Raw genomic sequence first — 16,140 nt, 5'->3', positions numbered from 1 at the left:
CATCGATTCACTTTAAATCGCACCGAACTATGATCGGATTTCGCCATGCCCTAACACAACATATTTTTGCGAGGTCAAACCTTCTAAACCCACAGGACCGCGCGCATGGATTTTATCAGTGGAAATGCCAATTTCCGCCCCTAAACCAAACTCAAAACCATCACAAAAACGCGAAGAAGCATTGACCATCACGCACGCTGAATCCACCAAGCGTAAGAATGTGGTGGTGTGCGTATAATGCTCACTGATGATCACATCTGTATGATGCGAACCATAATGATTAATGTGCGTGATCGCCTCATCTAAATCTTTCACCACTTTAATGGAGACAATCGGGGCTAAATATTCCGTGCGCCAATCAATCTCTGTGGCATGTGTAACGTTAAAATCAGCAGATAAAATCTCATAAGATTGATCACATGCGCGCATTTCCACCATTTTTGTGGTAAAAATCGCCGCAATTTTCGGTAAAAATTCAGCAGCCACTTTCTCATGCACAAGAAGCGTTTCTAATGCATTGCATGGCGCATAACGCTGCGTTTTTGCGTTATCCACCACTTTCACTGCCAAATCGATGTTCGCAAATTCATCCACAAAAGTGTGACAAATGCCATCTAAATGCTTAATGACAGGAACAGTTGCTTGATCATTAATGCGCGCCACCAAAGAATTGCCACCGCGCGGAATGATCACATCGATATAATCTTTTGCCGTCACCATCAAATCCACGATGTTGCGATCTTTTGTGGCCACGATCTGTACAGAATGTTCAGACAATGCCGTTTGCGCCAATGCTTGGCTCAATAAAGTTGCCAAATATTGATTGGTATAAAAAGCATCGCTGCCGCCACGCAAAATCGCCGCATTGCCGGATTTTAAACACAACGCCGCCGCATCAATCGTCACATTTGGGCGCGACTCATAAATGATGCCAATCACGCCAAGTGGCACACGCATTTTACCCACCATAATGCCAGAAGGACGAGGTTTTACATCCGTCACTTCACCCACAGGATCAGGCAATGCGATCATGTCTAACACGCCGCTCGCCATGCTGCGAATGCGGGCATCATCCAGCAATAAACGATCAATGAAGGCTTCGGCTAAACCATTGGCACGTGCGGCATCGCAATCTTTTTGATTTTCCACCATGATTTGATCAATGTGGGCCATGATTTCATCGTGAATCAATTGTAGAGCGCGATTTTTCTCAGCGGTTGATGCGCGCAATAAATCACGGCTCGCGGCTCTCGCTTGCTGCCCCACTTGATCCCAATAGTTTTGTAATGTCTCTGCCATAATTTTTCCTTAAACGCTCTTATATATCATCAATGATCATGATATTAGCGTCTTTAGATTAATCGTACAATGGCAATTCTTCCCAACGGGTTAAGATGGCTTCATCCGGCTCGATCACCTGCTCGCTTAAAGTTTGGGCATACCACTCTAAGGAATCTAAAATATCCTCCCCACCTGAGGTGAGATTCAAAATCATCACCTGCGGCGAGCTCGACTCAATGATCAACCCGCAGCCGCCCATGTAATAACCGCGCTCACCATCTTGCGTTGCATTGATCTGTGCTAACCATGCATCAATGCGCTTTGGCATGTCTTGCGCGCTCGGATGAATCAATGTGATGCGTAATGTGCCACATTTTTCTAACTTTCGATTGTGTTTTGACCACAACCATTGATGACGCACCTGATAATCGCGTTGATAAAAAGTGGTGGTTTTTTGCTCGATTTTCGCCATTTTCTGCTCCATTAAAAAAAGCCCACATCTGCGGGCTTTTGTGATCCATTCGTGAAAGAATTATAGATCTTTTTGGATTTTAGCGTTGATGTCTTTTGATAAGTCTTTCGTGGCATCTTTAGTATCATCCCACGCATCTTTTGCTTTATCTTTCAATTCATCGGCTTTCTCAGATGTTTTTTCCTTGATCTCTTCAGCTTTATCGGCCGCTTTCTCTTTTAAATCTTCAGCTTTGTCACCGGTTGAATTTTTGATTTCATCGGCTTTTTTATCTGCAGATTGCTTCAATTCTTCGGCTTTATCGGCCGCTTTATCTGTCAATTCACCTGTTTTGTCTGCCACTTTATCTGCAGTTTCTTTGATGGCATTTTCAACTTTTGCACCTGTTGATTCAGCGAATGCCACAGAACCGCCCACTGCAGTTACCGTACCTAATACTGCTGTTAAAAGAATTTTATTAATATTATTCATAACTTTTACCCTCATTTAAATTAAATCGGTTCATGTAATATATAAATATTTTAATTAAGATTCAAACCTTAATTAATCACAGCTTCATCTTTAAAGTAGCACGCTTTTCTCAAAAACTTCAACTTTTATCGCTCTATTTTCTCAAAACGATCCCGTATAATGGATAAAATTTTCTCCTGAAGGAAGCACGATGAAAACCAATTTAGTCACCCGCGGTGGCTTTGAGATTTTACAAAAAGAGTTGCGTTTTTTGTGGTCACAAGAGCGCCCTGAAATCACCCAGAAAGTGGCTTGGGCAGCGAGCCTAGGCGACCGGTCAGAGAACGCGGATTATCAATATAATAAACGTAAATTGCGCGAAATTGACCGCCGCATTCACTATTTAACCAAGCGTTTAGAAGAGCTTCGCCCTGTGGATTATTCCCCTGAACAAGAGGGCAAAATCTACTTTGGTGCATCGGTGACGTTGAGTGATGAAAACGATGAAAATGATATCCTCACTTTTCGCATTGTCGGACCTGATGAGATTTATCATCAAAAAAACTACATCTCCATCGATTCCCCAATGGCGCGCGCCTGCCTTGGCAAAGAAGAGGGCGATGAGGTTAAAGTCAAAACTGAGCTCAGCCACAAAACGTGGATCATTGAATCCATTGATTATGGCAATGCCTCATGACCCTTCGCCATCTTGAGATTTTTTACGCCATCATGCTGTGCGGCTCTTTAACTAAAGCGGCACAAATGCTCTGCATCTCGCAGCCTGCGGCAAGTAAAGCTTTAAAACATGCCGAAGCGCGTTTAGGCTTTCGCCTTTTTGAACGCAAACAAAGTAAACTCATTCCCACGCAAGAGGCGCACATTCTCTTTGATCAAGCCCAATCCATTTATGGCGAACTCAATCAACTCAAAGAGCTGGCGCATAATCTTGCCAATCATCCACAAGGCCGATTATCCATCGGCTGCATCCCAAGTTTAGGCTTGAGCGTGGTGCCGCGCGTGACCGCGCAATTTGCCGTCAATCATCCCGCCATTGACATTGCCATCCGCACCGATCATACCGAAACGTTGATTGATCGCTTGATGAAATGCGACATCGACTTTGCCATAACTTTTCATCATGTGCCGACGCATAATCTCACGGCCATTCCATTGGTGAAAGTGCCCCTCGTCTATTTAGATGCCAAACCACAAAGCGCACCCATTCACATGGCAGACATTGAAGTGGAACGTTGGATTCATCCCGGCACGGACTCTTTAGCCCAACTCATTGCCCGCCATCGACAATTTCAGAATTCCCACATCAATGTGGAAACGTATTACATGGCGGCAGAGTTTGTTAAATTGGGTATGGGCTGCACCATCAGTGATATTTTTTCAGCAGAGCAAACCTTGCCGATTGACATGCTTTATCCCATCAATCCCGCCATGCATTTAGATCTCTGTTTATTGCATCGCTCGAATCTTGCCCTCTCAAGCGCCGCGCGCCATTATGCCCAAACGCTTAAAGAGTATCTAACCGCACAAATCCACACCCTTAACCAAAAGTTATACCTTAAGCAATAATAATCAATTGTTGCTGCGCCCTGAATCCGCTTTAATAGAATCAGAGGGGATTATAAGATTCTGGGGAAGATATGGAAAAGAGCATCACCATCATCGGCGGCGGCGTGATTGGCTTGTCATTGGCTTATGCGCTCATCAAAGATGGACAAAAAGTCATACTGTTAGATCAAGCCGATGGCATCGGCACCGGCGCAAGTTATGCCAATGGCGCACAATTGAGTTATCGTTATGTTACGCCCTTAGCGGATCAAGGCGTGATTTTACAAGGTTTAAAATGGCTTGGGCAAAGCGATTCCCCTCTCAATCTACGCATCAAACCCTCATTGACGCAATGGCAATGGCTGTGGCAATTTGCCCGCGCCTGTTCACGCAAAACCAACCAAATCAACGGTGCTCATATCTTAAGGTTATCGCTGCTGAGTCAATCGGTGCTCACCGATTGGCGCGAACAGGATGCGCTCGATGATTTTTGTTGGCAGCGTTCTGGCAAAATGATCATTCATCGCACACAAAAAGATTTTGATCAAGCGGCAGCAGGCATTGATCCGAAGTTTCAATCCATCCTCACACCTGATGAGATTGTGCAAAAAGAGCCTTCCCTTGCTCACATTCGTGATCAATTGTCTGGTGCCATTTATGCGCCGAATGATGAAACGGCCGATGCGTATCTCTATTGCCAAGCGCTTTTGAATAAACTCAATGCTTCCCCTAAATTCACCTTACACACTCAAACGTGTGTGGAAGATATTTTTCAACAAAAAGGCATGGTGACGCACATTGTCACCAATCATGGTTCTATGTCGGTGGATGAAGTGGTGGTTGCCGCTGGCAATGGCGCCCGTGAACTCATGACGCCCCTTGGCATTGAATTGCCGATTTATCCCCTAAAAGGCTACAGTTTAACGCTGCCTTTCCCAAAAGAAAGCAATTGCGTGCCCACCACAAGCGTCACCGATTATGGTCATAAAACCGTTTATGCCAAATTAGGCGATCGCTTACGCATTGCGGCGATGGTGGACATTGGCTATGGCAGCGACGTGCGGGACAATCGCATTCGTGCCCTTAAAAACATCGTCCAACAGACGTTCCCGAACCTTTATGGTGTGGAGAGTGCGGATGTTTGGGCGGGCTTACGGCCTTCGACGCCAAAAGGCCCGCCCATCATCGGTCAAACCCATTACCATAACTTATGGCTCAATGTGGGACATGGCAGCCTCGGCTTTACACTTGCTGCTGGCAGCGCCGCTGTCTTATCACAACTGATTGGGCACAAATCCTCCCCCATTGATTTAACGGGCTTAACCCTCTAATTTTTTGAGCCAATCGTGCAATAAAGTGGCCATTTGCCCTTGGGATGCACCCGATAAATGTGCCACAAGGGCATTTTCTAATGCCAAATGGCTTTGAACCGCGCGCGTGATTAAATCTTTGCCCGATGCAGTCAATGATACAATCACGCCGCGTTTATCATTCGCATCTGGCAAGCGCTCAATCCATCCGCGTTTTTCTAGGCGATTGATGCGATTGGACAATCCACCCGATGAGATCAAAATCACTGCTTGCAATTGGCTCGGCGTCAATTGATGGCTAGGATTTCTCAATAAAGCCGCGAGCACATCAAACTCTCCCACTTGTAAATCATATTGAGCTAAATTTTCATCCACTTGCCGATTGATGAGAGAGGCAAGCCGAACCACGCGCCCCACCACTTCTGTGCCATGTGTATTGAGGGTCGCATCATACTGCTGCCAATCCTCGATGATTGCACCAATCAAATCTGTTTTCTCTGCCATGTTTTACTCCTAAATTGGTTGCCATAGCATAAAGTATCTTTATCTAAAGACAAAATTGCGTTAAAGTATCTTCACATAAAGATACTTTTTAGACTTAGGAAGATTATGACCGCAACACCCTCTGCCATTCGTGGCGCCATGCTCACATTTCACAAAGACCCATTTTTTCATCCATTAGATGAGTGCTACACCTATGAATCTGATGCCATCATTGTGATGGATCAAGGCATCATTACCGCCGTTGGCAAAGCGTCTGAGTTATTGCCAACTTTGGGCGATATGCCCGTGACTCGTTATGAAAACAGCATCATCACCGCAGGATTCATTGACAGCCATGTCCATTACCCACAAACAGAGATCATCGCCTCTTATGGTGAGCAACTCATCGATTGGCTCAATGAATACACCTTCATTGCAGAGCAAAACTTTGCAGATAAAGCCCATGCGAAAGAAGTTGCAGAGATCTTTTTAAAAGAACAGCATCGAAATGGCGTGACGGCTTCAACAGTATTTTGCACGATTTTCCCTGAATCTGTGGATGCCATTTTTGAAGAGGCTGAAAAATACAACATGCGCATCATGGCTGGTAAAGTGTGTATGGATCGCAATGCACCGGCTGCGCTGTTAGATACGCCAGAAAAAGCCTATGATGAATCTAAAGCCCTCATTGAAAAATGGCATGGCAAAGGGCGTGCTGAATATGTGATCACGCCGCGCTTTGTGCCCACATCCACTCATGAACAATTGGAAATGGTGGGCAGTTTAGCCAAAGAATATCCAAGCACACTGATTCAATCCCATGTGTCAGAAAATTTGGGGGAAATCGAATGGGTCAAATCCCTCTTTCCCGATGCCATTGATTACACAGATGTGTATGATCGCTACGGTTTATTGAGGGAACGCGCCATTTATGGCCATGGCATCCATTTAACAGAGCGCGAAATGCATGTGTTGAGCGAGCATGGCGCTGCCGTTGCCCATTGCCCAACTTCTAATTTCTTTTTAGGCTCGGGCTGCTTCAATGTTCAGAGCGCGAAAGCGGCGCATCGACCCATGAAAGTGGGATTAGGCACAGATTTAGGTGCTGGCACCAGCTTCTCCATTTTACAAACCATGAATGAAGCCTATAAAGCGGCACAAATGAACAGCGCGCCCTATTCTTCTTTGCATGCGTTTTATTTAGCCACACGCGGCACGGCAGAGGCTTTGAGTTTAGCGGATAAAATTGGCAGCATTGCCGTTGGCATGGAAGCAGATTTAGCCATCATCAATCTTCACTCAACGCCCATCATCGAGTATCGCATGCGTTACGCAGACAGTTTAGAAGAAGCCCTTTTCATTCAAATGACATTAGGGGATGATCGCGCGATTGCTGACACTTACATTGCAGGACAAAAAGTCACACCTTAATGATTTTTAGATAATATTAATTTTTATCATTTTTTGATTAAAACATAATCATGAAATGAATATAAATCTTTGATATAGTAAATATAGTTCAATGATTCAGCGCATGAATCATTGAACGGCAGCATGAGCATTTCCGTTACAAAAGTCATACGACAAATCAATAAAGGAGTGTAATCAATGAGCGAAAAATTAGATATTTATGGTTTAGCTGCAGCGCGCGAAGGGTTATCAAACAACATCATTCGCGAACATGGGATTGATGGTGATTTAACCTACAATCTCATCAAAGATGAGCTGTTACTTGATGGCAACTCACGCCAGAACCTCTCCACTTTCTGCCAAACATGGATGGAAGATAATATTCATAAAATCATGGAAGATTGTATTGATAAAAATATGATCGACAAAGATGAATATCCGATGACGGCAGAAATCGAAAAACGCTGTGTGGAGATGATTGCCGATTTATGGCATTCACCTGAACCTGCGAAAACAGCGGGCTGCTCCACCACAGGTTCGAGTGAAGCTGCGATGCTTGGCGGACTTGCCATGAAGTTCAACTGGCGCAACAAACGCAAAGCGGAAGGCAAACCCTATGATAAACCGAACATCGTCACCGGTCCTGTGCAAGTGTGCTGGCAAAAATTTGCCCGCTACTTTGATGTCGAAATTCGTGAAGTGCCCATTGAAGCCACTCGTTTAGGGTTAGATGCAGACATTTTATCGCAATATGTGGATGAAAATACGATCGGTGTTGTGCCAACGCTTGGCGTCACATTCACATGCCATTATGAGCCCGTTGCAGAAATCTGTGCAGCTTTAGATAAAATTCAAGCCGAAAAAGGTTGGGACATTCCTGTGCACGTTGATGGTGCGTCCGGCGGTTTCATCGCACCATTTATAGAACCTGATTTAGTTTGGGACTTCCGCTTAGCACGCGTTAAATCTGTCAACGCTTCTGGCCATAAATTTGGCTTAGCGCCTTTAGGTGTGGGTTGGGTTGTGTGGCGCGAATGGAAAGACATGCCAGAAGATATGATTTTCTGGGTGAACTACCTTGGCGGCAATATGCCAACCTTTGCTTTGAACTTCTCTCGCCCGGGCGGTCAAATTGTGGCGCAATATTATCTCTTTAACCGTTTAGGTAAAGAGGGTTATCGCACCATTATGCAAAATCTTTATGGCGCGGCGCAGTACATTGGTAAAGAGATTGTGAAACTCGGCGACTTTGAAATCTTCTTTGATGGTGATCCGAAAAAAGGCATCCCTGCCATTTCTTGGACACAAAAAGCTGATTCGAAAAATTATAGCCTCTATGATCTCTCGGATCGCTTACGCATGCGCGGCTGGCAAGTGGCAGCTTACTCAATGCTGCCAAACATGCAAGAGACCGTCATCATGCGCTTAGTGCTGCGTCATGGCTTTAGTATGAACATGGCGGATATGTTCATCAATGATGTCAAACGCTCGCTTGAGTACTTTGAAAAACATCCCGTTGCCGTGACACAAACGGCCGGTGAAGCGAACGCACACTTCGATCATAGCGGTCGCTAATCACGCAATACGCTGAATCATAAAAAGCCCAAGTCATGCTTGGGCTCTTCCTTCATCATATTAAAAATAGATAGGATTCATTATGAGCATGCAACCTAAAAAAATGTCCGTTTGGACCCTTGCCATCATGACTGTTGCAGCTGTCTGTAGCTTGCGCGGTCTGCCTATGATGGCCAAAGAAGGCACTGAGATGTTCTTCTTCTTAGGCTTTTCCATTTTACTTTTCTTATTGCCTGCATCCTTAGTGGCGGCAGAGCTTGGCAGCGCATTCAGTCAGCAAAAAGGCGGCGTTTACACATGGGTGGGCGCAGCATTTGGTAACAAATGGGGTTTTACCGCCATTTGGCTGCAATGGATCCAAAACGTTGTCTGGTATCCATCTGTTTTAGCATTTGCGGCCGCCGCCCTTGCCTATTTAATTGGGCAACCTGATTTGGCAAACAGCGGCATTTATACCGGCTCTGTCATCATTGTGTTTTATTGGATCGCCACCTTCATCTCATTAAAAGGCTCGAACTTTGCCAGCAAAGTCACCTCCATTGGTACCATTGTGGGCACCATCTTACCGGGCGTATTGATCATTGTATTGGGGATTTTCTGGTACCTTGGCGACAATCCTAACCACATGTTTGATGTTACGAAAACTGCAACCGGCTCCATGGTGCATGCGCGCTTTATGCCACATTTAACTGATTTATCTTCTCTTGCCTTCTTAGGCGGCATTATTTTGCTCTTCGCAGGCGTTGAAGTGCATGCCGTGCACGCGAGCGACTTAGAAAATCCACGCACACAATTCCCACGTGCAATTTTCTTAGCTGCCATCATCATCTTATTGTTATTTGTGTTAGGCTCAGCCTCCTTAGCCATCATGATTCCGAATGAAGAGATTGATTTGAACCAAGGCTTAATGCAAGCATTTTTAATCTCACTCGACCACTTTAATCTCCATTGGTTGGTGGCACCTTTAGGCTTATTCATCGCCTTTGGGGCATTTGCGGGTGTGATGTCTTGGATCACAGGGCCAAGCCGTGGTTTATTGGAAACAGCACAAGAAGGTGAAATCCCACCTTTATTAGCCAAAACCAATAAAAATGGCGTGCAGCAAAATATTTTGCTCATCCAAGGTGGCATCGTCACCATTCTCTCATCCCTCTATTTCTTTATGGACAATGTGAGCGTGGCATTCTTCTTATTATCCGCAATGACGATCACCCTTTACTTAGTGATGTACATGCTCATGTATGCAACCGGCATCAAGCTTCGTTATACGCAGCCTGATCTACCGCGCGCCTATAAAGTACCCGGCGGGAAAATGGGCATGAACACGATTGCGGGCGTTGGCTTATTTGGCGTTTTATTTGCCTTTACGGTCTCCTTTGTACCGCCTAGCCAGTTACCCATTGGCAATCCAACTTTATATGTGGCATTGGTGACGTCAGGCTTTGTGATCTTCTGTGGTTTACCGCTCTTGATCCAAGCATTTAAAAAACCCTCTTGGAAACAAAATAAGCAAACCTCATAAATTGAGTGCATATAAAAAAACCCAATCCTAGGATTGGGTTTTTTCTTTGATCTTACCTTAACCGATCACGATTTGATGGTTGTTGAGTAACTCTTCTAATGAAATCTCTGTGGGTTGATTGGTCAATAATAACAACTCTTCTTGCTGATAATGATCATCCACACCATCACGATCAACACTGAGAGTCACGGTTTGATCTTCTGCATTATGCTGCAAACTGAAGTATTGCGAAATGTTCGGAAGATTTTCAACCGTTAAATCATCCTGATGAATAAGACCATTAAAGAAGTCTTCGGAGAACTCAATTTTACTAGATTCTGAAGATTCCTCAGATTGATTAATGGCAAAGTTAATCACTTTTTCAAGTGAATGACCGCCCGTATTGTTATCTTCTAACAACTCAATCTTCGTCACATGTGCATCCGATGTATGATCTTCCTCTGACTCATCTATTGCCATCATGCGTGCTGCCACAGGCGGATTCACCGTCACAGTAAACTCATTGGTCACAGATTTTGCATCGCCATTGCCTTGTTCGGTGGCCGTCACTGTCATGGTAACGGGTAATTGACCGGTTGCAATGCCTTGTGGTAAATCAAGGGATAGATCTTTAAAATCTGTCACATTAGCCCCACCGTTCACTGTAATCGTACCATGTGAATCGGCAGTTGCTTCACTTGTCACAGCGCCACCATCTTTATCAACGCTGGTATAGATCAGTTTTGTCCCTTCAACCAATCCCGTCAATTTTAATGAGAGTGTTTCAGAACCATCACGGTCAGTAAGAGATGCCACAATGTCCGTCAATTCTACATCATCATTTTCAGAGCCTGTATAACCAAATGATACACCGTAGAAGCCTTTACCATCTTTACCCGTCATCTCTTCGGCTAAATGAACATCTTTACCCAACTCACCTTTAATGGCTTCAACGCTTGGGAAGTATTTAACATCTGTACCATCTGCTTCAGTGACTTTGAAGTTGTAGTTGCCTTTATCATCTTGGTTATAAATATACAAATTAAATGTATAAAAGCCAGATTCTTTCACTGTAAAAGTTTCTGTTGTCATACTTGGAAGGCCTTGCCAACTTACAAACTTACTAGATGTATTATCACCAATAATGATCAACCCATTATCATCTGCAGATCCGGTATATTTATAATCTTTACCCGCTTCTAAGTAAATATAGCCATTCATATATACAGCACTAGATGCTGGAAGCCCCCATCCATGTTCAGATTCTCTCCAACCCTCTGACTTCATCTCATTGGTTAATTCACCTTCAGGTCTTTGATGTTCAAACAGTGCATTGATGCCATTGACGAGTACCTTAGGATTAATCCCTGAACCCTTTGTCTGTGCATCATCAAAATCGTACAATTGACCACCAATTTCTTTATAACCTGCAATATTATTCCAGGTATATTTATTAAGGCTCAATTCACCCACATCAAAATTCATTTCTGTTTTTAAGACAGGGGCATCCGCCACAGGAGTCACAATAATCTTTTGTTCTGCAATGGTGCTATTACCATAGCTGTCCGTTACTTTGACTGAGAAGGTCACTTCGCCAGAGAAATTGTTTTCTGGTGTGAAGATAAAATGCCCATCATTATATTCATCCATCACGACAGAACCCTTTGAAGGATCTAGCGTATCCTCAAGAACCTCATATTTTAAGCTGTAGCCCTTGATACGGTCATCTTCTGGATCAGTTGCTTTCACTTGAAAAAATCTGCTAGCACCACTGTCTTCCTCAACAGTCTGTGTTTGAGTCGTCACTCTCGGTGCTGCATTGACGGTTGCATTACCCATTGCACCACTTGACTGATTACCTGCCTTATCCGTCACAGATGCTGTGATTGTATAAGTTTTTCCATCCGTCAAATCTTGTGTGGCTTCTTTTGGTAAATCAATAGACCACTTGCCATCTTTACCCACAGTTGTGGTGTAACTTTTACCTTCCACCAAAATAGTCACTGTGTTACCTTCTTCAGCCCCTTTTGTTGAACCCTTCACAGTAAAGCCATCTTTTTTCTCAAGCTGCGTAATGACCTGATCACCCGCAATGCTCTCAATCGTGATTTCAGGCGCGGTCACATCAATGTTCACTGTGAATTTAGGTGATGCCTCACTCATGACATCAGAATCTTTATCATAAGTGGCAGCTTGCAATGAAGCTTCACCTTCTGCAAAACGACCACTGGTCAAGATTTTCGCAAGATCTTTAGATTGCGTTGTCCAACGATATGTATCTTGTTCACCTTCCACCGGTACCAATTGATCTGCAGGAATTTTAATGAACTGACTTGGGTTATTGTGAACAAAAATACGCACCTCATCCACCATGGATTTTTGATACGCATTCAACACCACAGTACCACTGATTTGACCTTGTGGATCATCACTGTGCCCACCATTGGCGATCACTTGAACCTTGCCATCAGGATTGTTCTGATGATCTAAATATTGATCAATCACCGGAATTGGTAACGTCACTGTCGTTGGATCAATGTCAATGTCATTATTGACGCCAATGTTGCCGGCTTGATCTTTCACATAGACTTTAAATGGCTGATTTGGATCAAGATTTTCAACAGGCACACTGATGGATAAATACGGTTTACCATCCACAGCCGGCTCACCCACTTTTCCGGTTGCAATCTTCACATTGCCTTCTTGATCTGTATATTTGACCATCACTTCATCACCCGTCTTCGCACTGTGTTCTTCTTTCGGGTTGCTACTGATCAAAGCGGTGACTTTACCATCTTCATGTTTCACATAGGTTGCTTCTGGCGCAACAGTATCCACCACAAAGGTGTATTTTTCAGACACATCACCGACTTTACCCGTTGTCGGATCAACTGCACGCACTTGAAGATAGATGTCGTCATTACGGAGCTGATCTGCCCACCATGTTTTTTGTAAACCATCGGTGAGATCTTGCTCGCTCAATGACCATTTGCCATCTTTAACCGCCACTTCAAAGTACTGTGGATAACCTAATGAATCCATTTCCGCATCTGTGCCAGCTGCTTGTTTATTGACATACACACGAACTTTCTCAATACCTTGTGATGCAGTCCCTGTAATTTCACCGAGTGAATCATTGGTATAGATTGTATATGCGCCTTGATCACTCTCTACATTTGTTGGATCTTTCAAAGACGATGTGGTGGCAGATACCACAACATTTTCACCATCATCATTGATGGAAACTTTCACTTCATAAGGCTTACCTTCACTGTCTTTCACCGTAAAGATTTCTGTTAAAGGTCCTTTAGAATCGATCAGTGCTTTAGAAGTTTCTTCACCTGAGTTTAAGGTATACGTCCATTTGCCAGAAGTGTCTAAGGTAAACGCTCCATGATCGCCGGCGATTGTTTCACCGACCATTGTTTTAGAGGTGTTACTTGCTAAGTTTGGATCAATTTCGCTAGAAATCGTCACTGTTTTAGACACTTCACCTTCAGTTACAACTGTGTTAAGCACATTTTCAATATTATCGCCATAACCCGTGACAACAGCTGTTGGCGCATCAATGGTGTACTCTACCGCTTCGGCTGATTTTTCATTACCTGCAATGTCCTTAACCGCTGCAGAAACAGAACCTTCCAATAATTTAGCGGCTTGTTCTGGCGTCATTTGTGCAGTCCATGAACCATCTTCTTCAACCGTTGCTTCAACCGTTACAGGCTGACCATCGACTGTTTTATCAAAGGTAACTGCAACAATTTGACCTGCTTCTACGCCCGTCGTTGTACCTTTAACTTCAAAGCCCTCTTTGCCTTCTTCGCCCCAAGTCACTTTTTCATCTGTCGCCACTTGTGTGATTTCAATCGTAGGGATGACTAAATCAAGTCCGGGCGTCTCTTCACTTGAATGACCTGGTAATTCTGTATCGGCATGAATGGTATCACCTTGACGGTCAACAGTCTGAGCTTCCACCGTCACTTTAGAGCCATCGACAATGCCATCTTCCCGCGTCAAATGATAAGTGTATTGACCTTTTGACGAACCATCCGGACGATCTAACTCTACATCACGCTCAATGGTCACAGGATTACCATCTTTATCTGTCCCTGTGATCGTTAACTTCACAGGACCTTTTTCAACATTATCTGTTGTGCCCGTGATGGTGCCTTTTGGCGTAATCTCTGTGGTGATTTTACTAACATTTGAGACCTTGACCGTAATCGTCGCCGTCGATGATAATTTGTCACTACTACTATCCGTAGCCGTCACTTCTAATTTGTGCAGTGGCGCTTTACCATGATCAAGCATTTTGCCATCAGCTAATTTGATAATGCCGGTGCTAGGATCAATGACAAACAAGCCATCTTCATTGCCTTTAGTGATGGTATACGTAAGCTTATCTCCATCTACATCTACATCTACATCTTCATCTTTACCTGTTGATGCATCATGAACGATAGAATCTTTAACACCTTGTTTCACTGTTACTTCAGCATCTTCAATATTAGGCGCATCGTTCACAGGATTGACAGCCACAGGCACGTGATTTTTAGGCGCAGAAGCCGCCCCACCATTGTGATTATTATCACCACCGCCGCCACTTGCTAAAGCTAAACCGCCCGCAACGCCCGCGCCACCTAATAAAAGCGGCAACCATGGAATGCCATTGTCATCTTTAAACAGCACATCTGATGTTTCATCTTCATGCGCCACAAAGAAATTCACAATGACAATGGTTTTCCCATTTTTTAATTTTAAAATTAAGTCGTTGCCGTCTTGTACAAACTCAGCAACATCCGAACGATATAACTGTGTATGAACCTTCGACGCTGTCTCTAAAACGATTCGTGAACCGCTAACAGTCGATTGATCCAATGATTTTTTATCCACAACAATAACAGATGACATTGATTTAAAACCCCTAGTTTGCCCGCACGCTCATTCATGGATGAGGTGTCAGTCATAGTCATAATAATTAGATTAAAGCGCTTCGCGCGTGTCCTTTAAGTGATGATTCAGTTGTTTATTTTTTATTCACAATCATCGGGTGGCCGTGGCCATCGAGTGACAATAAGAAGACTCGATTTTTATCTGCCTGAATGTTCACATCGAATGTTGCTGTGCCTGTGCAATTGCTGGCCGTTAACGTGTAATGATCAGGTTTTAAATAGTAAGTGGCATGATCGTTCGCTGCAAAGCGGCCGACATTAGTATCATTGATTGAAAAAATGATCGGGCAATTTGGCTGTACCTTGTGATCTCGTGAGACTTCAACATGTTGAGCACTTTGATCAAGTGCATCCTGATAAGGATGGTTCTTTTTCACTGAATCCGTTGCAGCACAACCCGCTAAACCTGCAACCATCAAGGCAATCATTAAATTTTTCATGGGACGATTTAAGTTCACTAACTTTTAGTTTTGTTGAAAAGTGTAAAATATAATCAAATTATGTATTCTAGTCAATGATATTGTTATCTTTATTGCACATTAATCATTACTGTTATATGAAACGCTGAGCATTTCCTTACCGTTGTATAGTGTAGGACACATCTTTCTTTTTTGTTGCTATCACAAAATTACTTTTATTAAAATTTTTATTCTTCCTAAATTTCAATTGGTTAACCTATGTCAAAAAATCATATTTTTTCTCACAATGTGCTGATGACATTTCATGCAAAATCTGTGGCATACTGAACTTTTTGGAGGAAATCATGATCAAACGTTTTAACATCGGCCCAAGAATGTGTGACGCAGCAATTTATAATCAAACGCTTTATTACACCTCAGTGCCTTTAGTCGATGACAATTGCGCCCATGCTCAAATGACAAGCATTCTCAAAGACATTGATGATGTGTTAGCAAAAAATGGCAGTGAGAAAAGTAAAATTTTGGATGTCACCATTTTCCTTGTGAATCCTGATGACTTTGATGAGATGAATCGCGCATGGGATGAATGGGTTGATGCTCAAAATCCACCCGTACGTTGTACTGTTCAAGCAGGACTCATGCGCCCTGAATGGAAAATGGAAGTCAAAGTGATTGCAGCGGTATAGTTGTTAAAATCTGCTGAATTTTCAAGACATAAACCTAA

The 16,140-nt window shown here is 43.6% G+C and carries 13 protein-coding genes; 7 read left to right on the top strand and 6 right to left on the bottom strand.

Features of this window, described 5'->3' with window-relative positions:
* Window positions 1–27 precede the first annotated feature (27 nt).
* From B143_RS0100785 to B143_RS0100775, 3 genes are read right to left on the bottom strand one after another with little or no spacing between them, the layout of a single operon-like run.
* Window positions 28–1,299, bottom strand: a complete 1,272-nt coding sequence (locus B143_RS0100785; protein WP_018121781.1) for a glutamate-5-semialdehyde dehydrogenase — start codon at window positions 1,297–1,299, stop codon at window positions 28–30.
* A gap of 58 nt (window positions 1,300–1,357) precedes the next feature.
* The gene (locus tag B143_RS0100780; RefSeq protein ID WP_018121780.1) at window positions 1,358–1,753 is read right to left on the bottom strand and encodes a hypothetical protein; all 396 of its coding nucleotides are present in this window, start codon (window positions 1,751–1,753) and stop codon (window positions 1,358–1,360) included.
* A 60-nt stretch (window positions 1,754–1,813) separates the two neighbouring features.
* Entirely contained in the window at window positions 1,814–2,224 is a 411-nt protein-coding gene (locus B143_RS0100775; protein WP_018121779.1) for a YtxH domain-containing protein, read from the bottom strand.
* A 190-nt stretch (window positions 2,225–2,414) separates the two neighbouring features.
* Here B143_RS0100775 and greB point away from each other — a divergent pair, with 190 nt between their 5' ends.
* The 3 genes from greB to B143_RS0100760 all read left to right on the top strand — a co-directional run bounded on the left by greB (window position 2,415) and on the right by B143_RS0100760 (window position 5,097).
* Window positions 2,415–2,900: a transcription elongation factor GreB gene (gene greB, locus B143_RS0100770; RefSeq protein WP_018121778.1), complete on the top strand. Its 486-nt coding sequence runs from the start codon at window positions 2,415–2,417 to the stop codon at window positions 2,898–2,900.
* Window positions 2,897–3,787: a LysR family transcriptional regulator gene (locus B143_RS0100765; RefSeq protein WP_018121777.1), complete on the top strand. Its 891-nt coding sequence runs from the start codon at window positions 2,897–2,899 to the stop codon at window positions 3,785–3,787. Before greB ends, B143_RS0100765 begins: the two co-directional genes overlap by 4 nt.
* 71 nt (window positions 3,788–3,858) lie before the next feature.
* Window positions 3,859–5,097, top strand: coding sequence for a D-amino acid dehydrogenase (locus tag B143_RS0100760; protein ID WP_018121776.1), 1,239 nt, complete (start codon window positions 3,859–3,861; stop codon window positions 5,095–5,097).
* Here B143_RS0100760 and B143_RS0100755 read toward each other — a convergent pair.
* Window positions 5,086–5,580, bottom strand: a complete 495-nt coding sequence (locus B143_RS0100755) for a MarR family winged helix-turn-helix transcriptional regulator (protein ID WP_018121775.1) — start codon at window positions 5,578–5,580, stop codon at window positions 5,086–5,088. The two genes, B143_RS0100760 and B143_RS0100755, sit on opposite strands and share 12 nt — an antisense overlap.
* Before the next feature lie 105 nt (window positions 5,581–5,685).
* Between B143_RS0100755 and guaD the strand changes: the two genes are divergently transcribed.
* From guaD to B143_RS0100735, 3 genes are all read left to right on the top strand, one after another.
* Entirely contained in the window at window positions 5,686–6,990 is a 1,305-nt protein-coding gene (gene guaD, locus B143_RS0100750; RefSeq protein ID WP_018121774.1) for a guanine deaminase, read from the top strand.
* Between the two features lie 177 nt (window positions 6,991–7,167).
* Window positions 7,168–8,544, top strand: coding sequence for a glutamate decarboxylase (gad, locus tag B143_RS0100740; protein WP_018121772.1), 1,377 nt, complete (start codon window positions 7,168–7,170; stop codon window positions 8,542–8,544).
* A gap of 82 nt (window positions 8,545–8,626) precedes the next feature.
* Entirely contained in the window at window positions 8,627–10,066 is a 1,440-nt protein-coding gene (locus tag B143_RS0100735) for an amino acid permease (protein ID WP_018121771.1), read from the top strand.
* 57 nt (window positions 10,067–10,123) lie between these two features.
* Here the strand turns inward: B143_RS0100735 and B143_RS0100730 are convergent, their stop codons facing one another.
* Together B143_RS0100730 and B143_RS0100725 are read right to left on the bottom strand one after the other, a co-directional pair.
* On the bottom strand, window positions 10,124–14,956 hold the full coding sequence (locus B143_RS0100730) for a BapA/Bap/LapF family prefix-like domain-containing protein (RefSeq protein ID WP_018121770.1): 4,833 nt from the start codon (window positions 14,954–14,956) through the stop codon (window positions 10,124–10,126).
* A gap of 115 nt (window positions 14,957–15,071) precedes the next feature.
* Window positions 15,072–15,437, bottom strand: a complete 366-nt coding sequence (locus B143_RS0100725) for a hypothetical protein (RefSeq protein ID WP_246534867.1) — start codon at window positions 15,435–15,437, stop codon at window positions 15,072–15,074.
* Window positions 15,438–15,760: 323 nt separating this feature from the next.
* Between B143_RS0100725 and B143_RS0100720 the strand changes: the two genes are divergently transcribed.
* Window positions 15,761–16,102: a RidA family protein gene (locus B143_RS0100720; RefSeq protein WP_018121769.1), complete on the top strand. Its 342-nt coding sequence runs from the start codon at window positions 15,761–15,763 to the stop codon at window positions 16,100–16,102.
* Window positions 16,103–16,140: the final 38 nt, after the last annotated feature.

Source organism: Wohlfahrtiimonas chitiniclastica DSM 18708 (genome assembly GCF_000375345.1).
In the GTDB taxonomy this organism is placed as follows: Bacteria; Pseudomonadota; Gammaproteobacteria; order Cardiobacteriales; family Wohlfahrtiimonadaceae; genus Wohlfahrtiimonas; species Wohlfahrtiimonas chitiniclastica.
Note: the sequence above shows the minus strand (reverse complement) of the source record. Positions and strands in the feature narration are given on the sequence as shown.

Coding starts and splice junctions, on each gene's coding strand:
- gad (WP_018121772.1), top strand. CDS start 7,168: ATGAGCGAAAAATTAGATATTTATGGTTTAGCTGCAGCGCGCGAAGGG.
- B143_RS0100785 (WP_018121781.1), bottom strand. CDS start 1,299: ATGGCAGAGACATTACAAAACTATTGGGATCAAGTGGGGCAGCAAGCG.
- B143_RS0100725 (WP_246534867.1), bottom strand. CDS start 15,437: ATGAAAAATTTAATGATTGCCTTGATGGTTGCAGGTTTAGCGGGTTGT.
- guaD (WP_018121774.1), top strand. CDS start 5,686: ATGACCGCAACACCCTCTGCCATTCGTGGCGCCATGCTCACATTTCAC.
- B143_RS0100775 (WP_018121779.1), bottom strand. CDS start 2,224: ATGAATAATATTAATAAAATTCTTTTAACAGCAGTATTAGGTACGGTA.
- B143_RS0100760 (WP_018121776.1), top strand. CDS start 3,859: ATGGAAAAGAGCATCACCATCATCGGCGGCGGCGTGATTGGCTTGTCA.
- B143_RS0100755 (WP_018121775.1), bottom strand. CDS start 5,580: ATGGCAGAGAAAACAGATTTGATTGGTGCAATCATCGAGGATTGGCAG.
- B143_RS0100765 (WP_018121777.1), top strand. CDS start 2,897: ATGACCCTTCGCCATCTTGAGATTTTTTACGCCATCATGCTGTGCGGC.
- B143_RS0100730 (WP_018121770.1), bottom strand. CDS start 14,956: ATGTCATCTGTTATTGTTGTGGATAAAAAATCATTGGATCAATCGACT.
- B143_RS0100780 (WP_018121780.1), bottom strand. CDS start 1,753: ATGGCGAAAATCGAGCAAAAAACCACCACTTTTTATCAACGCGATTAT.
- B143_RS0100720 (WP_018121769.1), top strand. CDS start 15,761: ATGATCAAACGTTTTAACATCGGCCCAAGAATGTGTGACGCAGCAATT.
- B143_RS0100735 (WP_018121771.1), top strand. CDS start 8,627: ATGAGCATGCAACCTAAAAAAATGTCCGTTTGGACCCTTGCCATCATG.
- greB (WP_018121778.1), top strand. CDS start 2,415: ATGAAAACCAATTTAGTCACCCGCGGTGGCTTTGAGATTTTACAAAAA.